Raw genomic sequence first — 16696 nt, 5'->3', positions numbered from 1 at the left:
CCCTTCAGAGAGAGTCGACGTGGGCGCCGGTGAGCTGGCGGCGGCAGTCGAGGATGTACGGGGAGTGCGCGCTGATCAGGGGGTAGTCGAAGGCGTCGTGGTCCGCGAGGAGGACGACGGCGTCGACCGTCGCGAGCAGGCCGGCGGTCACCTCGACCCGTTGGAGGCCCTGTAGGCCGGCGGCGCGCGGGTGAGCGTCGTCCAGGACATGGGGGTCGGCGGCCTGGACCTCGGCGCCCATGTCGGCGAGGAGTTCGGCGATGCGGGCCGCCGGCGTCTCGCGGGCGTCCCCGGTGTTGGCCTTGTACGCCAGACCGAGCAGCAAGATCCGGGAGCCCTTGAGCGGCTTCCCCCGCTCGTTGAGGCCCGCGACGAGACGCCGCACCACGTAGTCGGGCATGTGGTTGTTGACGTCGTTCGCCAGCTCGACGAAGCGGAAGTTCTGCCCCAGGGTCCGCTCGACCCGCCACGACAGGTACGAGGGGTCGACAGGCAGGCAGTGGCCTCCGACCCCGGGGCCGGGGGTGAAGCGCATGAACCCGAAGGGTTTGGTGGAAGCCGCGTCGATGGCCGCCCAGACGTCGATGCCCAGGTCGTGGGCGAAGATCGCCAGCTCGTTGGCGAGGGCGATGTTGACGTGCCGGAAGGTGTTCTCGAGGAGTTTGGTGAGCTCCGCCTCCTTGCAGCTGGCAACGGGGACGACCGTGTCGACGAGAGACGCGTAGAAGTCGCGGACCGACTCCATGGAGGACGGGGTGATGCCCGAGATGACCTTGGGTGTGTTCTCCAGCCTCCAGGTGGGGTTCCCGGGATCGATGCGCTCCGGGCTGTAGCCGAGGTGGAAGTCACGGCCGGCGGTCAGCCCGGAACCGCGTTCGAGGAGCGGGCGGAACACCTCCTCGGTCGTCCCGGGGTACGTGGTCGACTCCAGGACGACGGTCGCTCCGCGAGTGAGGTGGCGGCCGAGCGTCCGTGCCGCGTCCTCGACGTGCGACAGGTCCGGCGTGCCGTCGCGCAGCGGCGTCGGGACGGTGACGACCGCCACGTCGAGTCCGGCGCAGTCGGCCGGGTCGACGGTCGGCTGGTAGACGCCGGCAGCGAGGAGCGGTGCCAGCCGCCGGTCCGAGATGTCCTCGACGTATGACTCGCCGAGCACGAGCCGCTTGATCCGCCCGGCGTCCACGTCGAGGCCGACGACGTGGTGCCCGACCTCGGCGGCTCGAACCGCCAGCGGGAGCCCGACGTATCCCTGCCCCACGACGACGACGCGGAGTCGACGGGGCTCGTGATTCCTGATCATGCGGTCCACCTCGCTGGAGTCGGGGGCTGGGGGAGCGGGGACGTACGCGCGGCGCGGGATCCGCGATGAGCGGTGGCCGTAAGATGGGGACCGCCTCGGCCGTCCGGGACTCGCTTGGCCGCCTGTCTCGGACGGCCGAGTGCTTTTCGGGCTCGGCAAGGAGAGGCGGGAAAACCTGCGGGCTGGCCCCACCCCCGGTTCGATACGATGACGGTGGCTTGCAGTCCCGTTCCGTCACCGTGAGTGACGTCGACGTGCGATCGGAGTGATCGCGTCGGCTGCGGCCTCCCGACCTGGGCCCGCCGTGGCAGCGCCACCGGCGCCGTACGTACGAAATGGAGCATCCAAGGATGGCTCGACACCTGGTAACCAGCGCGCTTCCCTACATCAACGGGATCAAGCACCTGGGCAACATGGTCGGGTCGATGCTTCCGGCGGACGTGTACTCCCGGTACCTCCGCCAGCGTGGCCACGACGTCCTCTACATCTGCGCCACCGACGAGCACGGCACGCCGGCCGAGCTGGCGGCCAAGGAGGCCGGCCTGTCCGTCGCCGAGTTCTGCGCGCAGGCGCACGACGCGCAGAAGGCCGTGTACGACGGTTTCGACCTGGCCTTCGACTACTTCGGGCGCAGCTCCTCGCAGCAGAACGTCGAGATCACCCAGCACTTCGCGCGCAAGCTGAACGAGAACGGCTTCATCGAGGAGCGGGCGATCCGCCAGGTGTACTCGCCGGTCGACGGCCGCTTCCTGCCGGACCGCTACGTCGAGGGCACCTGCCCGCACTGCGGCTACGACAAGGCCCGCGGTGACCAGTGCGAGAACTGCACGCGCGTCCTCGACCCGACCGACCTGATCGACCCGCGCTCGGCGATCAGCGGTTCCACGGACCTGGAGGTCCGTGAGACCAAGCACCTCTTCCTGCTGCAGTCCAAGCTCCAGCCCGAGGTCGAGGAGTGGATCGCCACCGTCAGCGCGGAGTGGCCGCACCTGTCCACGTCCATCGCCCGCAAGTGGCTGACCGAGGGCCTGAACGACCGCGCCATCACCCGAGACCTCGACTGGGGTGTGCCCGTCCCGGCTGACACCTGGCCGGAGCTCGCGGCCGAGGGCAAGGTCTTCTACGTCTGGTTCGACGCCCCGATCGAGTACATCGGCGCGACGAAGGAGTGGGCGGACGCCGCCTCCGACGGTGAGACCCGCGACTGGAAGTCGTGGTGGTACGAGGCCGACGACACCGTCCGGTACACGCAGTTCATGGCCAAGGACAACGTCCCCTTCCACACCGTGATGTTCCCGGCCACCGAGCTCGGCGTGCGCGAGCCCTGGAAGAAGGTCGACGTCGTCAAGGGCTTCAACTGGCTGACGTTCTACGGCGGCAAGTTCTCCACCTCCCAGAAGCGCGGAGTGTTCACCGACGCGGCCCTGGAGATCCTGCCCGGCGACTACTGGCGCTACTTCCTGATCGCCAACGCCCCCGAGTCGGACGACTCCTCCTTCACGTGGGAGCACTTCACCGCCACGGTGAACAAGGACCTGGCCGACACTCTCGGCAACTTCGTCAACCGCGTGCTGTCTTTCTCCCGCAAGCGGTTCGGCGACGAGGTCCCGGCAGGGCATGCCGCCGGCGAGGCGGAGGCGAAGCTCGGCGAGGAGATCGCACGGCTGCTCGGCGAGTACGAGGAGCAGATGGAGGCCCTCCAGTTCCGCAAGGCCGCCGCTGCCCTGCGTGCGCTGTGGTCCGCGGGCAACTCCTACCTGGAGGAGAAGGCGCCCTGGCTGGAGATCAAGACCGACGCCGAGGGCGCCGCGCTGACGCTCCGTACCGCGATGAACCTGATCCACCTGTACGCGGTCGTCTCCGAGCCGTTCATCCCGACCTCGACCGCCGCCATGCGCGGGGCCTTCGCTCTGGAGAACGACACCGCGACCTGGGTGACTGCCGAGCAGGCCAAGTCCCTGGACACCGTCCCGGCCGGCACCGCGTTCACCGTGCCGCCGGTGCTCTTCGCGAAGATCACGGAGGAGGATCTGGAGTCCTACCGGGAGCGCTTCGGCGGCGCCCCGGAGGTCTGACAGGCATCCCCGCGCCCGTACCGCCCCGACTCTCATCGGGCGGTACGGGAGTGGATGAGGGCGGGCAGGTCCGCGGGCGAGACGTTCATGAGCTGCACGCGCGGAGCCGGACCGCCCATCTCCACGCGCGTGACCCCTGCGGACCCGGGCACGTGCTGGAGGTACCGGTCGAAGCCGTTCCCGGTGAGCCACAGCAGCAGGCAGGCGATGCCCCCACCGTGCCCGACGAGGACGGTCGTTCGCCGTCCCTCGGAGCAAACCTCGTCCCAGAGACCCACGTAGCGGGCCTGGACGTCCTCCGACGACTCGCCGCCCGGCGTGCGGAGCCGGTGGATCGGCACACCGTGGTGAGCGGCCTCGGCAGCGGCGAGTTCCCTGGGCCGGCCCCCGAGGTGACCACTGTCCTTGGCGGTCAGACGCTCGTCGACGCGGACATCGGCCGGGGCGAGCGCGGCGGTGAGAATCTCGGCCGACTCCAGACAACGGAACATCGGGCTGACAAGCATCTGTTCCACGGCGATCCCGGCCGCCGCGAGGCACGCGCCGACCCACCGTATGTCGGCGCGCCCGCGCTCGCTGAGCCGACCGCCGACCGCGCGGCCCTGGTGGATGCCCTGGAGGTTCTCCTCCGTCTCGCCGTGCTTGATCAGGTAGATGTGCTGGGCGCTCATGGCGTCGTGTCCTCTCGCTCCGGTCAGTCCCAGTGGCGGACGTCGACACGCGCGGATACGGCGGCGGCGACCTGGTCGTGCTCGGCGTGGTTCATGGCGGGGAAGCGGTCGTGGTGCCACTCGACGTAGAGGACGGAGACGAGGTCGATCGTCCCGTCGGCGAGCAGCTTCCTGAGCACGGGGTACTCGGCACCCTCGATGTCCATCTTCACGACGACGTGGTCCTCCGGCGTGGCGGTCCGGCGGAGCCAGGCGCTGAAGTCCACCGCCGGCACGGCGACGGGCGAGTCGTAGTCGATCTGCTGGTCGTACATGGGCGGGACCCGCTTGCCGGGCATCACGGTGGAGCTCTCGTGGTGGCCGAGGAAGAGGTCGATCGTCCCGTCCTCGGTCCACACCGCGCTGGGGGAGACCTCGATCAGGCCGGTGTGGCGGGTCTGCTGGACGTTCGTGCGAATGGAGGAAAGCAGGCTGGTGTTGGGCTCGAAGGCGTAGAAGTCGTGGTCCGGGAGGTCGTGCATGAATCGCCTCAGCACGATTCCGAGGTTGGCGCCGCAGTCGACGAAGATCTTGCGCATGAGGTGTTCTCCTGGTCAGTGATTGGAGCGCTGAGGTCGATCTCCCGTACGACGCGATCGGCGAGCAGGACGAAATCGCCCGTCTCGGGGAGGTAGCAGCGCTCCTCGTAGCGGATGGTGATGCGGCGGACGGGCTCATCGCCGCGATAGGCGGGCAGATCGCCCCACCGGTAGAGCTGGCCCCCGGGCGCCTTGATTCGACGTAGCCACCGGGGCAGGGGGCTCTTCCGAGTACCGGCGTTGAGCCGGGTGAACATGGCGGTCAGAAAGGTGACGTGCTCGGCCGAGCGTTGCTCGTCCCTCTGCGTTCGGCCGTAGGTCTGCTTGAGCGCGTGCAGCTGGTCCGGGTCCCCGCCGGTCTGGACGAGGAGATCCCGGAGCCGCCGGTCCCAGACGATTCCGAGGTGGCCGTGGAGGACCGGCTCGTCCGTCAGGAAGTAGCCCTCGACGCGGCCGAACTCGCGCTCGTACGGGCACATGTAGTCGTTGTAGAGCCCCTGGGTCGCGCCGGAGACAGTCTCCACTTGCCAGTGGACCCGAGCGGTGAACGGCGAGTCCCACCACCCCAGATGCCAGGGCTGCCACAGCAGGTCGGCGGCGCTGAGCAGGATCACGGTGAGCGCGACAAGCGCAGCGGGCCACCCGAAGGCCGTCTCGTACCCCGTGCTGGGAAGCAGTCCGAGAGCCGTCGCGAGACCGATGTTGGCGGCGATGTTCTCCCAGAAGAGGATGCCGGAGGCGAGGGCGACGACGAGGTTGAAGAGCGCTGTCGCCAGCAGGGCCGCGATCAGTAGCCGGCGGTCGAGGTAGGCGATTAGCCCGGCGGCCTCCACGATCATCGTGAGTAGGTTGGCGGGGCGGTCGATGACGCCCGCCCGGCGCAGGAGCCGGGACATCGTCCGGGAGGGGAGGAAGCGCGCCCAGCCCCAGGAGTACGCCGAAGCCATGAGGTAGTGCGTCCGGTTGTGCCAGGCCCAGGACCAGGGGCGCGGCCCCAGACGTGCCTTGCTCCAGGCCGGCTTGACGTAGTGCGACAGCGAGACGCAGCCGAGCACCAGCACCAGACCGGCGGTGGAGTCGGAAGGGAGCGGGGCGAGGACCGCTGTCACGACGAACCAGGCGAGGTACGCCTTCAACAGACGTACCGGCATCATCCCGTGGTGCTGCCAGCCGCGCAGCCTGCCGCAGTACACGGTGATCCACGCCAGCACGGCGGGAGCCCAGAGGCACGAGGCCACGGCGAGGGACAGAAGGACCAGCTTGTCCCGACGCTGTGGACCGAGGGGCAGCCTGACGTCGTAGTCGCTCGTCGCACCGCGCCAGGTCAGCAGAGCGAGCACGGAGACGACGAACCAGCGCAGCGGCCCGGGCGGGGGTGACGGCAGGAGGACCAGCGGGGCGCTGACCGCGAGGGCCGCGCTCACGGCCAGAGGCGTTGGGTGACGGGCGAGAGCCCGTACCGCCGGGGAGACACCGAAGCGGTAGCACGTAACGACGGTGGCTACGACCGCCGCGGTCGCCACGTACGAAGGGGACGGGGGAGTCGACATGCCCGGCTACCTCCGTGTGAGCGTCGGCCGGCTGACCGCTGGCAACCTCTCCAGATACGAGACGATCCGCTCGCGGGGGTCGGCCGAGAGGTGCAGGTCCCGGTGGCGTACGACGTTGTCGCGGAGCGCCCGACCGCGCGCGAGGAAGTCGAGGACGGCCCGCCGCTCGACGCGCGGGGCTGCAGTGCCCAGTCCAGCTTCGTCGATGACTTTGGCGCACCAGTGCTGGTCATAGGTGGGCAAGGGGACGAGGTGGACCGGCTTGCCGAGGACCAGGGCCTCGCTGATCAGGTTGAAGCCGGCGTTGGAGAACACGACCTCGGAGCGGGCCATGTCCGCGATGAAGGACTCGCGGTCGAAGGCGCGGATCTCGACCCGGGCGTCGGCGAACCCGCGCAGCGCCTGCAACTCCGTGGGCTGCGTGTAGATCCGCAGCGTCCGGTCCGGTACGGACTGGCGGAAGATCGAGGCCAGTTCGCGGACGGACTCCTCCGGGCCGTGGTCGAAGTAGCGGGAGAAGTAGGCGGTGGCGAGGGGCTCGGTGGTGACCGGCGCCGACCGGATGAGGTCGGGAACGACCGGGGGTATGAACTCCAGCCTTCGGTCCTCGGCGTCCAGCGGGACGTACGAGCAGATGAAGGACCGGTCCACGCGGGGCGCGAAGTACCGCAGTCGCTGCTCGTCGGCCGTACGGGCGTACCGGCCGACGGTGGGGAGGTCCAGGTGCCGGTACTTGCTCTGCTGGTCGATGGAGACGAGCGGTCGGCCGAAGTGGTAGGCGAGACGTGGGGTGTTGGGCTCGTAGTCGGTGACGAACACGTCCGGGACGCCGCTGCTCCGGACGGCCCGGCGCAGCTGGAGGTGCCGGAGGAGACCTCCGGGCGCCTGCCGGATGTTCGCGCGCCCGGCGTCGCGCGCGTGGATCCGGTCGCCGCGGGCGAGCAGCGTCGGCATCCACCCGTCCCAGGCGGTGAAACCGAGGTCCCGGAAGTACTCCGCCCGGCCCTGACCGTTGGTGACGATCCGGACCCGGTGCCCGCGGTCGCGGAGGTACTGGGCGATCACGCTCTGCCGGACGGTGTGTCCCATGCCGATGCCGTTGACGCCGATGATCACGTCGAGCGGCCGTACGTTTCCGTCTCCGTTTCCGGACACGACGATCCCTTCCCTTCGGTCAGGCGAGCCGGGTGATGACGTTGCGGGTGACCGTGGCGACCGGGGGGTCCGTGGCCAGGAGGCGGGCCCAGTCGGTGGTGGCGGCGGTGAAGACCGTGCCGCCGGCGGTGAAGACGCCGAGCGTGGCGGCCCGGGGGCTGGGCATCGGCTCACGGACGGCGGAGTTCCAGTCCGGGGGCAGTTCGGCGATGCCGAGGATCTCGAAGTCCTGTGGCGTTCCGTCCTGGCCGGTGGGACGCGGGCGGCCAGCGGCGTCGTACTCGTAGGCCGCGCCGTCGCACTCGTAGCCGATCAGTGCCCCGCCGTGTCCGAGGCTGTCGCCGGTCCTGAGCCCCGTGCCGGAGAACGCCCAGTGACCGGCGTCCGTGACGATGAAGCCCCGGGGAGCACGGGCGCCATCCCAGTGGCCACCGCCGTTGCGGTAGCTCACGCCTAGGAGGGTGTTCTCCGGCTCAGACTCCCACCAGTGGTCCGGGCACCCGTACGAGCTGTCCGGGTCGGTGCCGACGGGGGCTCCGGGCGGGAACTTGTCGCAGGACAGCCCCGTCCCGTCCGGAGCGACGTCGACGCGCCACCAGCAGGTGTTGGCACCGAAGTTGGCGATGTTGCCGCCGGTGTCCCGGAAGGCGGTCACGTGGCGTCGGAGCTCGGCGCTCCAGTACTCGTCGTGACCGGCAGCGACCAGGAGGCGGTATCCGTCGCGCAGGAACAGCCCTTCGTGGAGGTCCAGATCGGTGCAGTAGTCGGCCTCGATCCGGTTCCGTTCCATCCAGGCGATGAACGGGGCGTCCCAGTGCGCGAACGTCTGCCGGGGCGATGACGGGTCGTATGCGTCCGGCAGGCCCTTCACGGGCCCGCCGACACCGCCCCCGGGGCGGCGTGTCGTGACCTGGGCGGCGCTGTACAGGCTGCCGCCGCCCGCGGTGTTGTACGCCTGGTAGGTGAACGTCGGGATCTTGTACAGGATCCCGCGTCCGGAGGGCGCGGAGGGGGTGACGACCAGAAGGATGCGCGCCTCCCGGGCATCCAGCGACGGCATGCCGGAGGTGCGCTCCGTGCCCAGCACCGCGATGTAGACCCCGGAACGCCACTCCGGAGGCACGCGGAACTCGTACGCGGGCCACTGCCAGTCCGCGTCGAAGCGTCCAGGGGAGGCAGCCCGGCCGGGCCACTCGACGTGCCCCGCGTGCTGCGGCTCGGCTCCCCAGCGGTAGAAGTCGACGTGGAAGCGGGGGGCGGTGGTGGCGATGTGCAAGCGCACCACTTCACCGGCGCGGACGCTCGGCCGGGCCGCGTAGCCGTTGACGGTGGTCACGCGCCCTCCCTGGGACGGGCCACGCCGGCGAGGTGGAAGGGGTCGACCGCCTCGACGCGGGCGTCCCAACCCAGGCCGTTCAGCTGGGAGGTGAGCTCGATGGGGTCTCGGAGCACTTTCACGGCGACGTGGCGGGAACCGTCCGAGAGGGTGCGATGGACGGTCGGCACGGGCGCCGCTTCCACCTGGTCCTCGATCTCCGCCTTTGCCGACGAGTCGTCGAGGAACACCACGCGACCGCCCGGCACCAAGGCCCACCTGAGCAGATCCCAGAACGGTTCCATCTCCACCGGTGGCACGTGGCTGAGCCAGAAGGCGAAGAACACCGTGTCGTACTGGCGGTCCGGCGCCCAGTCGAAGACGTCCGCCTCGATGAATCGAGTCTCGGTGCCGCGCATGCGGTCGCGGGCCCGGCGGAGCATCTCCGGCGCCGCGTCCAGCGCCGTCAGGCTGTGGGCCCGGTGGGACAGCAACCGCGTCCACTGGCCCGTGCCGCAGGCGATCTCCAGGACGTCACCGCCGACCGGCAGCGAGTCCAGGGCCTTCGCGAGCCGAGGCATGTCCATGCGGGTGCTGTACGTGGCGTCGTACTCGTCGGCTCGCGCCTGGTAGTAAGCGATCTGGCCCCCTGACCAGTCGCCCGGACCGTCCTGTCGCTCCTTCGTTCCGGTCACGCTGTGACCACCCCTCTCGTCTGCCTACGGAGCGGTGATGCTCCGTGCCGAGAAGACTGCCGAGCGGCGCTGGACAGCGGGCTGTCGTGGTGTCGCACTCGCGGTGCAGCGCCGCCGCTGTTCAGGGCGACGGGTGCGCCTCGCTCAGACCTGGCCGGAATGGCCCGGGTGCTGCACCCGTGCTGAACTCCCGTCGCAGCGAAGGGCCTACGCCGCTGGTCAGACCGCCCTACCCTGTTACCTTCGTCGGTGTCGGTCGAAGGAGCTTCGGTGGCCACAGTGCAGCGCTGGACCGGACGGGAGGCGCGTGCTCTGCGGCTCGCGACGCGTCGGAGCGTGCGTGGCTTCGCGTCCTACCTCGGCGTCAGCGACCGGACGGTGTCCAACTGGGAGGCCCGGGGCGAGGAGATCGTCGTCGCGCCGGACTCCCAGGCGTTACTCGACACGGCGTTGGAACGGAGCGACGCGGAGGTGCGGCAGCGCTTCTGGGGCTCCGTCGGTGTTCCGACGCCCGAGGCCGCGTCGGCGCCGGACGAATACCGCCCCATACCCGTTCCGGAGCCCGGCTTGGTGCACAGATCCGAAGATCTCGAAGGGCTCGTCTCCGTACTCCGTGAGGCGACGCAGGACGACACCGTCGCCACGGTCGCCCTGTGCGGCCCCGGCGGGTTCGGTAAGACGACGCTGGCCACGCAGGTGTGCCACGACCCCCGCGTACGGGACTCCTTCTCGGAGATCCTCTGGGTGGAGACCGGCGAGGGATGCACGGCCGCCAGGGTCGTCGAGCTGATCTCCGACCTGTGCGTCCACCTCGACGGCAACCGTCCGTCACTTGCCGATCCGGAGCAGGCCGGCTTCCATCTCGCCCGTCTGCTCCAGCGGCGACGCGCGCTCCTCGTCGTCGACAACGTCTGGTCCGCCACCGACCTCAGCCCCTTCCTGCTCGGCGGTGAGGACTGCGTACGGCTCGTGACCACGAGGAACGTGCGCGTCTGCCCCAGCTCCGCCCGAGTTGTGCGCCTGGGGCCCATGGCCCCGGGGGAGATCCGCGAGCTCCTCGTCCGCAACGTTGGTGCCCTCGGCGATGCCGAGGCCGCGCGCCTAGCAGGCGTGTGTGGGGGCTGGCCGCTGCTCGCGTCGATCGTCGGTGCGAACGTCTCCCAGGAGGTCGGTTTCGGCGCCCCGGCCGACCGCGCCGTCACGGAGACGAACGCGGCGATCCGCGCGTACGGCCCTCAGGCTTTCGACGTCTGGGACTCCGACCAGCGCAAGAACGCCATCGGGCAGGCGCTCGAATCCAGCCTCCGCAGTCTCGCGCAGAGCGTCTCGATCGCCGGCCGCACGGACCTGCGAGACCGGTACCTGTCCCTGGCGGTGTTCCCTCCGTCGGTGCCGATTCCCATGTCGGTCCTCACCCACTGGTGGGGCACCGCGAACGGGTGGGCCCCTCACGTGGTGCGCCAGTTCTGCCGGGTGCTGTCCGACCGGTCGCTGATCGGCGCCTACCTTGCCGACCGGAACGCCATCGTGCTGCACGACGTGTTCCGGTCCTATCTGCGGCATCTGATCGGCGACCAGTGGGCGACCCTTCACCGGTCCCTGATCGAGGCGTACCGGCAGAGCACGGACGGTGCCTGGGAAACGCTCGCTGATAGCGAGGGATACCTGTGGCGTCACCTCCCCTACCACCTGCGTGAGGCGGGCCTCGACGGCGAACTCGTCGGCCTGCTGGCCTCGCCGACGTACGTCATGCGCAAGGTCGCACTCGTCGGGCATCAGTCGCTGACCGCGGACGCCGCCGTGCTCGACGCCATGCCCGGGCGCCACGATGCCGGCCACCCGCAGCACCAGGTGTGGGCCACCGCCCGGGCCCTGACCGGTGCCGGGTACCTGCTGAACGGGCTGGAGAGCCCGGCCGACATCGCCTCGACCCTCTCGATCGTGCTGCGGCGTGCATCCACCCCCGAGGCCCCCCGAAGCTTGGAAGGCGCAGCGGGGGAGGGGACGGTGCTCGCCCCCAGGTGGCTGTTGCCGCCCCCTGAGGTGAGCTCCGAGGCGGTGACGGAGCGCGGTCACATCGGTGCGGTCGTCAGCGTGTCCGCCATCCGCGACATCGTGGCATCAGGTGGAGAGGACGGAGTGGTCAGGCTGTGGAACCTGAACACGGGCCGACTCCTCCGAGCCCACGAGGCCCATACCGGATGGGTGTTCGCCACCGCGCTCTCCGCGGACGGGATGGTCCTCGCCTCAGCGGGGGACGACGGAGCCGTCCGGCTGTGGCGCACGGACACCGGCGAACCTGTCGGGGTGCTGCCCGGGCACAACCGCCGTGTTCGCAGTCTCACCTTCTCCTCAGCCGACTCCGTCCTGGTCTCCGGTGCCGAGGACGGAGCCGTATGCGCGTGGGACCTGGAGCGGCTCGTGCTCCTGCGCACGATGCGGGCGGCAGGCACCCCCGTCTGGTCCGTGGCTATCGGCGGGGACTCCGACTCGCTCGTGGCCGCAGCCGGCGAGGACGAGTTCGTCCGGCTCTTCGACCTGCGCACCGGCCGCCTCCTCGACGAACGTGCGGAACACCAGGATTGGGTCCGCTCCGTCGCCTTCGCCCCCGGCTCCTCTCTCTTGGCCTCGGGGTCTGGTGACCGTTCCGCAGCCTTGTGGGACACGGCCGACGGGAAACTCGTGCTCGTCCGCCGGATCACCGGCCTCAAGGCGCGCGTGCGCGCCGTCGCTCTCTCCCCACATGACGATGTCCTCGTCGCCGCCACCGAGGAGCCGAGGATCCAGGCGTTCTCGGCGGAGACGCCTGTAGGTGAGACACAGCTCCCGCGGGGCGTCGACTGGGTGCGCTCACTCGCCAGAACGGGCGACGGCACCGTGGTTGCCGGGTGCGAGGACGGCGCTATCCGCGTCTGGACCATGGGGAAGAGCAGGCTCAGGACCCTGGCCGGCGGCTCGAACACCGTGTGGTCCACGCAGTTCGCGGCCGGCGGACGTGCCGCCGTGGTCGGCGACGGGGCCGGCGGCGTCGACGTCGTCGACACCGCGACGGCGGCGGTCGGCCGGAGGCTGCCCGCCGCCCACGGACGCGTCTGGTCCCTGGCCTGCGGCGAGGAGCACGTCGCCGCGGCTTGCGGCGACGGGGCGGTCAGGGTCTGGTCGCTGCCTGACCCGGCCTGGTCGCTCACCTTGAACCAGGACACCCCGCGAACGTGGGCTGTGGCGATGGCCCGTTCGACGCCTCGTATCGCTGCGAGCACGGGCGACGGACACATCCGGTGCTGGGATCTCCCCACCGGGACTCTGTCGTGGACTCAGGACGTGCACGCCGGTCGGTTGCGGTCGCTCTCGTTCGACGACAGCGGAGACGTCCTGGCTGCCTGCGGTGGTGACGGCTCGGTGCGCGTGTGGCACGCCCCCACAGGGGATTTCAGGAGCCGGTTCAGCAGCCCCAGCGGGTGGGCCCGCGCCGTCACCGTGGACGGTCCCGGCAACCGCGTGGCGGTCGGGTCGGGAACCGGAGACATCGCGGTACGACATCTGGGGATGGACCGGTTCACCTCCCACATCTCCGGTCACACGGGCCGCATCCTCATGCTGGGCTTCATGAGCGACGAGGACCGCCTCGTGTCGGCTGCTGCGGATGGGACGGTGCGCGTGTGGTCGCTCGGAGAGCAGCGGCAGATCGCCAAGGTCCGGGTGGACGCCTCACTGCACTGCGCGGCCTTCGAACCCGCGACGGGCGAGGTGCTGGTAGGTAGTGCGGCGGGTGTCGTAGCCCTAGGGATCATTGACACATGAGCGAGAAGTGAAGGGCTTGGACACCATGACAGAGAAGACCTCCCGCACCTCGGGCGAAGAGGCCGTCCGCGACACCGGGCCCGTTGGTGCTTCAGTCATCCTCAGCAACGAGGCCGGCTCGTTCGCCTGGGGTGTGCTGGCCAAGCGCCACCCTGCCCTCATCCAGCAGGTACGAGACGCCTTCCCGTACGGCCGCCGACAGCACGAGGCCCTCGACGCCCTGCTGGACGAGATCACCAACGGTGTGGTCGAGCCGCTCGGCCCCACGGAACACGACCACGAGCGCTGGGCGGACTGGGGGCAGGGGCACTTCGGGCGTTCTTGGTACGACGCCCCGTTCCTGTGGGCGGAGAGCTACTTCTACCGCAAGCTCCTGACAGCCGTTGAGTACTTCGGCACCGGGCCATGGCAGGGAGTTGATCCCTTCGCGCCGTTCAAGCAGGCCGAACTGCGCGGCGACGCGGTGCAGGAGGAGCTGCGTGCCCTCGACGCACTCGCGGACGCACCGGCCGAGGAGCGGGCCACGGCCCTGCTCCACGCCTCGCTCTGGGGCAACCGCGCGGACCTCGGCTTCCGCGTCTCGGCGGAGGAGCCGGCGGTTGACGACGTGGTCGCCTCCGCGCTGGTCGCCGACGACAGCGCCGTGCTGTGGCAGCTCCTGCCCGCCGGAGCACCCTCCACCGTCGCCGTCGTGGCGGACAACGCAGGACGAGAGCTCATCCCTGACCTGATCCTCATCGACCACATCCTCGAACAGCGGCACGCCGAACGGGTCGTGCTTCACGTCAAGCCCTACCCGTACTACGTTTCCGACGCGATGACGGCTGACGTCGTCGACTGCCTGCGTCGCCTCATCGAAGCGCCCGGTGAAGCCAGCAGGATCGGCGGCCGGCTGTGGAAGGCCATGGCGGCAGGAAGCCTGGAGGTCCGAACCCACCCGTTCTTCTGCGCTCCGCTGCCGTACGAGGCGATGCGCGAGGACCTTCGTGGCGAGTTCGAGAACGCCACGCTCACCATCCTGAAGGGCGACCTCAACTACCGTCGCCTGGTGGGAGACCAGCTGCGGGACGCCACGGCGCCCTTCGCCGATCTCACCGCGTACTTCCCGGGGTCCGTCGCGGCGCTCCGGACCCTGAAGTCCGACGTCATCGTCGGCCTGGAGCAGGGAACACTGGACGCTCTCGAGCGGACCGGAGCTCTCTGGCGTACGAGCGGAACTCACGCGCTGATTCAGGCGAGACGATAGATCTGGGCGGTGAACTTTCGCGTATTCCCTTGTGGGAGTGGCCCGGCAAGCTCAGCCCGCTACTCTGCATTGGCTTTCCCGTAGCGAGGGGCGCCGTCAGACTCACAACAGAACCACCGCTCGAGGTCCTGGTTGCGGAGCGGAGCGCAGGCCCACCTTGAGGACTTCGTGCAGTGCTACCGGGCTGACGAGGACAGCTCCAAGCACGTGGAGACGGAACGCTTCAAGGCCTACACGTACGAGGAACTGATCGCTCGCGACAGGGCGAACCTCGACATCACTGGCTCCGCGCCCTGGGCCTCGACGACGTGGCCAATGTTCCGGCGGCCGAGGTGCTGGCCGCCGAGATCGTCGAGGACATCCAGGCCGCCCGAAGGAGTTCGCCGCGACCACGGAGACGCTGCAGCAGGACCGGGCGAGGGACGGAATGCCGCAGCGGCGGAAGCTCACATCGCGGACTGAGAGCACCTGCGGCTGGTATGTGTGAAGCGGGTGCAAGGACACAAGCGTTTGCTCTGCCAGTGCCCGAGTGCCTACAGCAAGTAGTTTCTGCCCAGGCTGCAGGGGTGATTCCGGACCTTGGTCCAGAGTGCCTCGGTGAGATTCCGGGCATCCTGTTTCACGGACGGATGGGGAACCCGAGGGTGACGGGGCCATGCGGACGCCATGGCGGTCGCCTCAATCCAAGATATTTCGCCACCGGCGCTCCCGGCCCGCCTGCGTTTATGCAGGTCAAGCACAGCGCTCAAGCGCCCATACTGCGCGACTACCTCGACTAGTCGCGGCCGAACGCACAGCGGTCACAAGACGCCGGAGCCCGGCTCCCCGAGAGGGGAGCCGGGCTCCGGCGTTCTCCCTCGGGGTGCGGGATGCCGCCAATTGGTCGACGCTGGGTGAACGGACTTCACCGGAGAGTCAGGGAGGCTCCATGCGTCGTCCCATCGCCCGAGCGGTAACCGGAATTCTGGGACTGGTCTCGGCGGCGGCCGTGCCGGTGTCCTCGCCCTCGCCCGCCGCCGCGGACAGTGTGATCATCGGCGGCCGTCCGGTCCTCGTGGACGACACGCCGTGGGTCGTGGCGCTGTCCAGCCGTGGCCGGTTCGGGGAAAGCCGAGGGGGCCAGTTCTGCGGAGGGGTGGTCGTGGCACCGACCAAGGTTCTGACGGCGGCGCACTGCCTGGGCCGGGACGTACTGGGCGCGGAACCGGGCGGGACGGCCGACCTCAAGGTCATCGCCGGCCGCTCGGAACTGCGCGGCAGCGACGGCCAGGAGGTCAAGGTGGCCGGCTCCTGGGTCAATCCGGAGTACGACGCCGCCACCAACGCGGGCGACCTGGCCGTCCTCACGCTCGCCAGCCCCCTGCCGGACACGTACGCGATCAAGACGGCACCCACGGGCGACCCGGCGTACGAGCCGGGCACCAGCGCCTCCGTGTACGGCTGGGGCGACACGACCGGGCTCGGCAGCTACGCATCAGCCCTGCGCGCCGCTCCGGTCAGTGTGCTCGCGGACACGGTCTGCGAGAAGGCCTACCCCGGCGACTCGGACGGCAGGTACCACGCCGCGACGATGCTCTGCGCGGGAGACCCCAAGGGCGGCAAGGATGCCTGTCAGGGGGACAGCGGGGGGCCGCTGGTGGCCCGCGGGAGGCTCATCGGGCTGGTGTCCTGGGGCAGTGGCTGCGGGCAGGCTGAGAGCCCGGGTGTGTACACCAGGGTCTCGGCCGTACTGCCGGCCGGAGTCCTCTGAGGTGACCGGGCGCGGGGGTATGAGAACGGGCGGTCACCCCTGATCCGCAGGGGCGCCCGCCCGTCGGCCGGTCCTGAACCGGCCCTTGGCTCGTCGTGGATGAGGGGTCAGCGGTCCTCGTCGACTGCGCTGGCCGGCACTGTGGTCAGCCGGTCCGTCTCATCCTGTATTTCCGCGGCGATCTTCTTGAGTTCCGGCTCGAACTTGCGTCCGTGGTGGGCGCAGAAGAGCAAGTCACCACCGCTGGTCAGGACGACGCGCAGATAGGCCTGGGCGCCGCAGCGGTCGCAGCGGTCAGCGGCCGTCAGCGGGCTCGCGGGGGTCAGAACAGTAGTCACGTCGCCTCTTCTCTAGCTCGACGAGCTGTCGTACCAGGGTCAACATCCAACCAGGCCGAAAACGTTCCCGCTCGTGGCTTTTCCTCGAAACTTCTTCCCAGGTGGCTGTCTGCTGCCGGTTGGCGGCGAATGAGCCGTATTGCTTCGCTCTACGGATTTCGCATTGCTTGTCTCGGTTTGCGCCCTCCCGGCTGTTGCCGGTTGTTCATGAGGACGTGCCCG

12 protein-coding genes are annotated in these 16696 nt (G+C 69.7%); 4 read left to right on the top strand and 8 right to left on the bottom strand.

What is annotated here, in order from left to right:
• Nucleotides 1-4: 4 nt before the first annotated feature.
• The gene (locus ACZ7J0_RS04645; RefSeq protein ID WP_470883914.1) at nt 5-1300 is read right to left on the bottom strand and encodes a nucleotide sugar dehydrogenase; all 1296 of its coding nucleotides are present in this window, start codon (nt 1298-1300) and stop codon (nt 5-7) included.
• Between the two features lie 350 nt (nt 1301-1650).
• Here ACZ7J0_RS04645 and metG point away from each other — a divergent pair, with 350 nt between their 5' ends.
• Nucleotides 1651-3375, top strand: coding sequence for a methionine--tRNA ligase (gene metG, locus ACZ7J0_RS04640; RefSeq protein WP_470883912.1), 1725 nt, complete (start codon nt 1651-1653; stop codon nt 3373-3375).
• Nucleotides 3376-3407: 32 nt separating this feature from the next.
• Here the strand turns inward: metG and ACZ7J0_RS04635 are convergent, their stop codons facing one another.
• From ACZ7J0_RS04635 to ACZ7J0_RS04610, 6 genes are read right to left on the bottom strand one after another with little or no spacing between them, the layout of a single operon-like run.
• Nucleotides 3408-4046, bottom strand: a complete 639-nt coding sequence (locus tag ACZ7J0_RS04635; RefSeq protein WP_470883910.1) for a histidine phosphatase family protein — start codon at nt 4044-4046, stop codon at nt 3408-3410.
• Between the two features lie 23 nt (nt 4047-4069).
• On the bottom strand, nt 4070-4624 hold the full coding sequence (locus tag ACZ7J0_RS04630) for an FkbM family methyltransferase (protein WP_470883908.1): 555 nt from the start codon (nt 4622-4624) through the stop codon (nt 4070-4072).
• Nucleotides 4576-6174, bottom strand: coding sequence for a hypothetical protein (locus ACZ7J0_RS04625; protein WP_470883906.1), 1599 nt, complete (start codon nt 6172-6174; stop codon nt 4576-4578). Before ACZ7J0_RS04625 ends, ACZ7J0_RS04630 begins: the two co-directional genes overlap by 49 nt.
• 6 nt (nt 6175-6180) lie before the next feature.
• Complete coding sequence (locus ACZ7J0_RS04620; RefSeq protein WP_470883905.1) at nt 6181-7329, bottom strand: glycosyltransferase family protein; 1149 nt, start codon at nt 7327-7329, stop codon at nt 6181-6183.
• Between the two features lie 19 nt (nt 7330-7348).
• Nucleotides 7349-8665 (bottom strand): N,N-dimethylformamidase beta subunit family domain-containing protein, encoded by a 1317-nt coding sequence (locus ACZ7J0_RS04615; RefSeq protein WP_470883903.1) that lies wholly within the window; start codon nt 8663-8665, stop codon nt 7349-7351.
• Entirely contained in the window at nt 8662-9339 is a 678-nt protein-coding gene (locus tag ACZ7J0_RS04610; protein WP_470883901.1) for a class I SAM-dependent methyltransferase, read from the bottom strand. Before ACZ7J0_RS04610 ends, ACZ7J0_RS04615 begins: the two co-directional genes overlap by 4 nt.
• A gap of 270 nt (nt 9340-9609) precedes the next feature.
• Here ACZ7J0_RS04610 and ACZ7J0_RS04605 point away from each other — a divergent pair, with 270 nt between their 5' ends.
• From ACZ7J0_RS04605 to ACZ7J0_RS04595, 3 genes are all read left to right on the top strand, one after another.
• The gene (locus ACZ7J0_RS04605) at nt 9610-13140 is read left to right on the top strand and encodes an NB-ARC domain-containing protein (RefSeq protein ID WP_470883899.1); all 3531 of its coding nucleotides are present in this window, start codon (nt 9610-9612) and stop codon (nt 13138-13140) included.
• Nucleotides 13141-13165: 25 nt separating this feature from the next.
• Nucleotides 13166-14386 (top strand): damage-control phosphatase ARMT1 family protein, encoded by a 1221-nt coding sequence (locus ACZ7J0_RS04600; protein ID WP_470883897.1) that lies wholly within the window; start codon nt 13166-13168, stop codon nt 14384-14386.
• 928 nt (nt 14387-15314) lie between these two features.
• Nucleotides 15315-16136 carry a S1 family peptidase gene (locus ACZ7J0_RS04595; protein WP_470883895.1) on the top strand — a complete coding sequence of 274 codons (822 nt, stop codon included), beginning with the start codon at nt 15315-15317 and terminating at the stop codon, nt 16134-16136.
• A gap of 107 nt (nt 16137-16243) precedes the next feature.
• Here the strand turns inward: ACZ7J0_RS04595 and ACZ7J0_RS04590 are convergent, their stop codons facing one another.
• Complete coding sequence (locus ACZ7J0_RS04590) at nt 16244-16474, bottom strand: DUF7455 domain-containing protein (protein ID WP_468704570.1); 231 nt, start codon at nt 16472-16474, stop codon at nt 16244-16246.
• Nucleotides 16475-16696: the final 222 nt, after the last annotated feature.

The organism is Streptomyces sp. NPDC038280 (assembly GCF_055600045.1).
The sequence above is the reverse complement of the archived record's forward strand: the minus strand, read 5'-3'. Positions and strand labels throughout refer to the sequence as shown.

Coding starts and splice junctions, on each gene's coding strand:
- ACZ7J0_RS04645 (WP_470883914.1), bottom strand. CDS start 1,300: ATGATCAGGAATCACGAGCCCCGTCGACTCCGCGTCGTCGTCGTGGGG.
- metG (WP_470883912.1), top strand. CDS start 1,651: ATGGCTCGACACCTGGTAACCAGCGCGCTTCCCTACATCAACGGGATC.
- ACZ7J0_RS04635 (WP_470883910.1), bottom strand. CDS start 4,046: ATGAGCGCCCAGCACATCTACCTGATCAAGCACGGCGAGACGGAGGAG.
- ACZ7J0_RS04630 (WP_470883908.1), bottom strand. CDS start 4,624: ATGCGCAAGATCTTCGTCGACTGCGGCGCCAACCTCGGAATCGTGCTG.
- ACZ7J0_RS04625 (WP_470883906.1), bottom strand. CDS start 6,174: ATGTCGACTCCCCCGTCCCCTTCGTACGTGGCGACCGCGGCGGTCGTA.
- ACZ7J0_RS04600 (WP_470883897.1), top strand. CDS start 13,166: ATGACAGAGAAGACCTCCCGCACCTCGGGCGAAGAGGCCGTCCGCGAC.
- ACZ7J0_RS04595 (WP_470883895.1), top strand. CDS start 15,315: ATGCGTCGTCCCATCGCCCGAGCGGTAACCGGAATTCTGGGACTGGTC.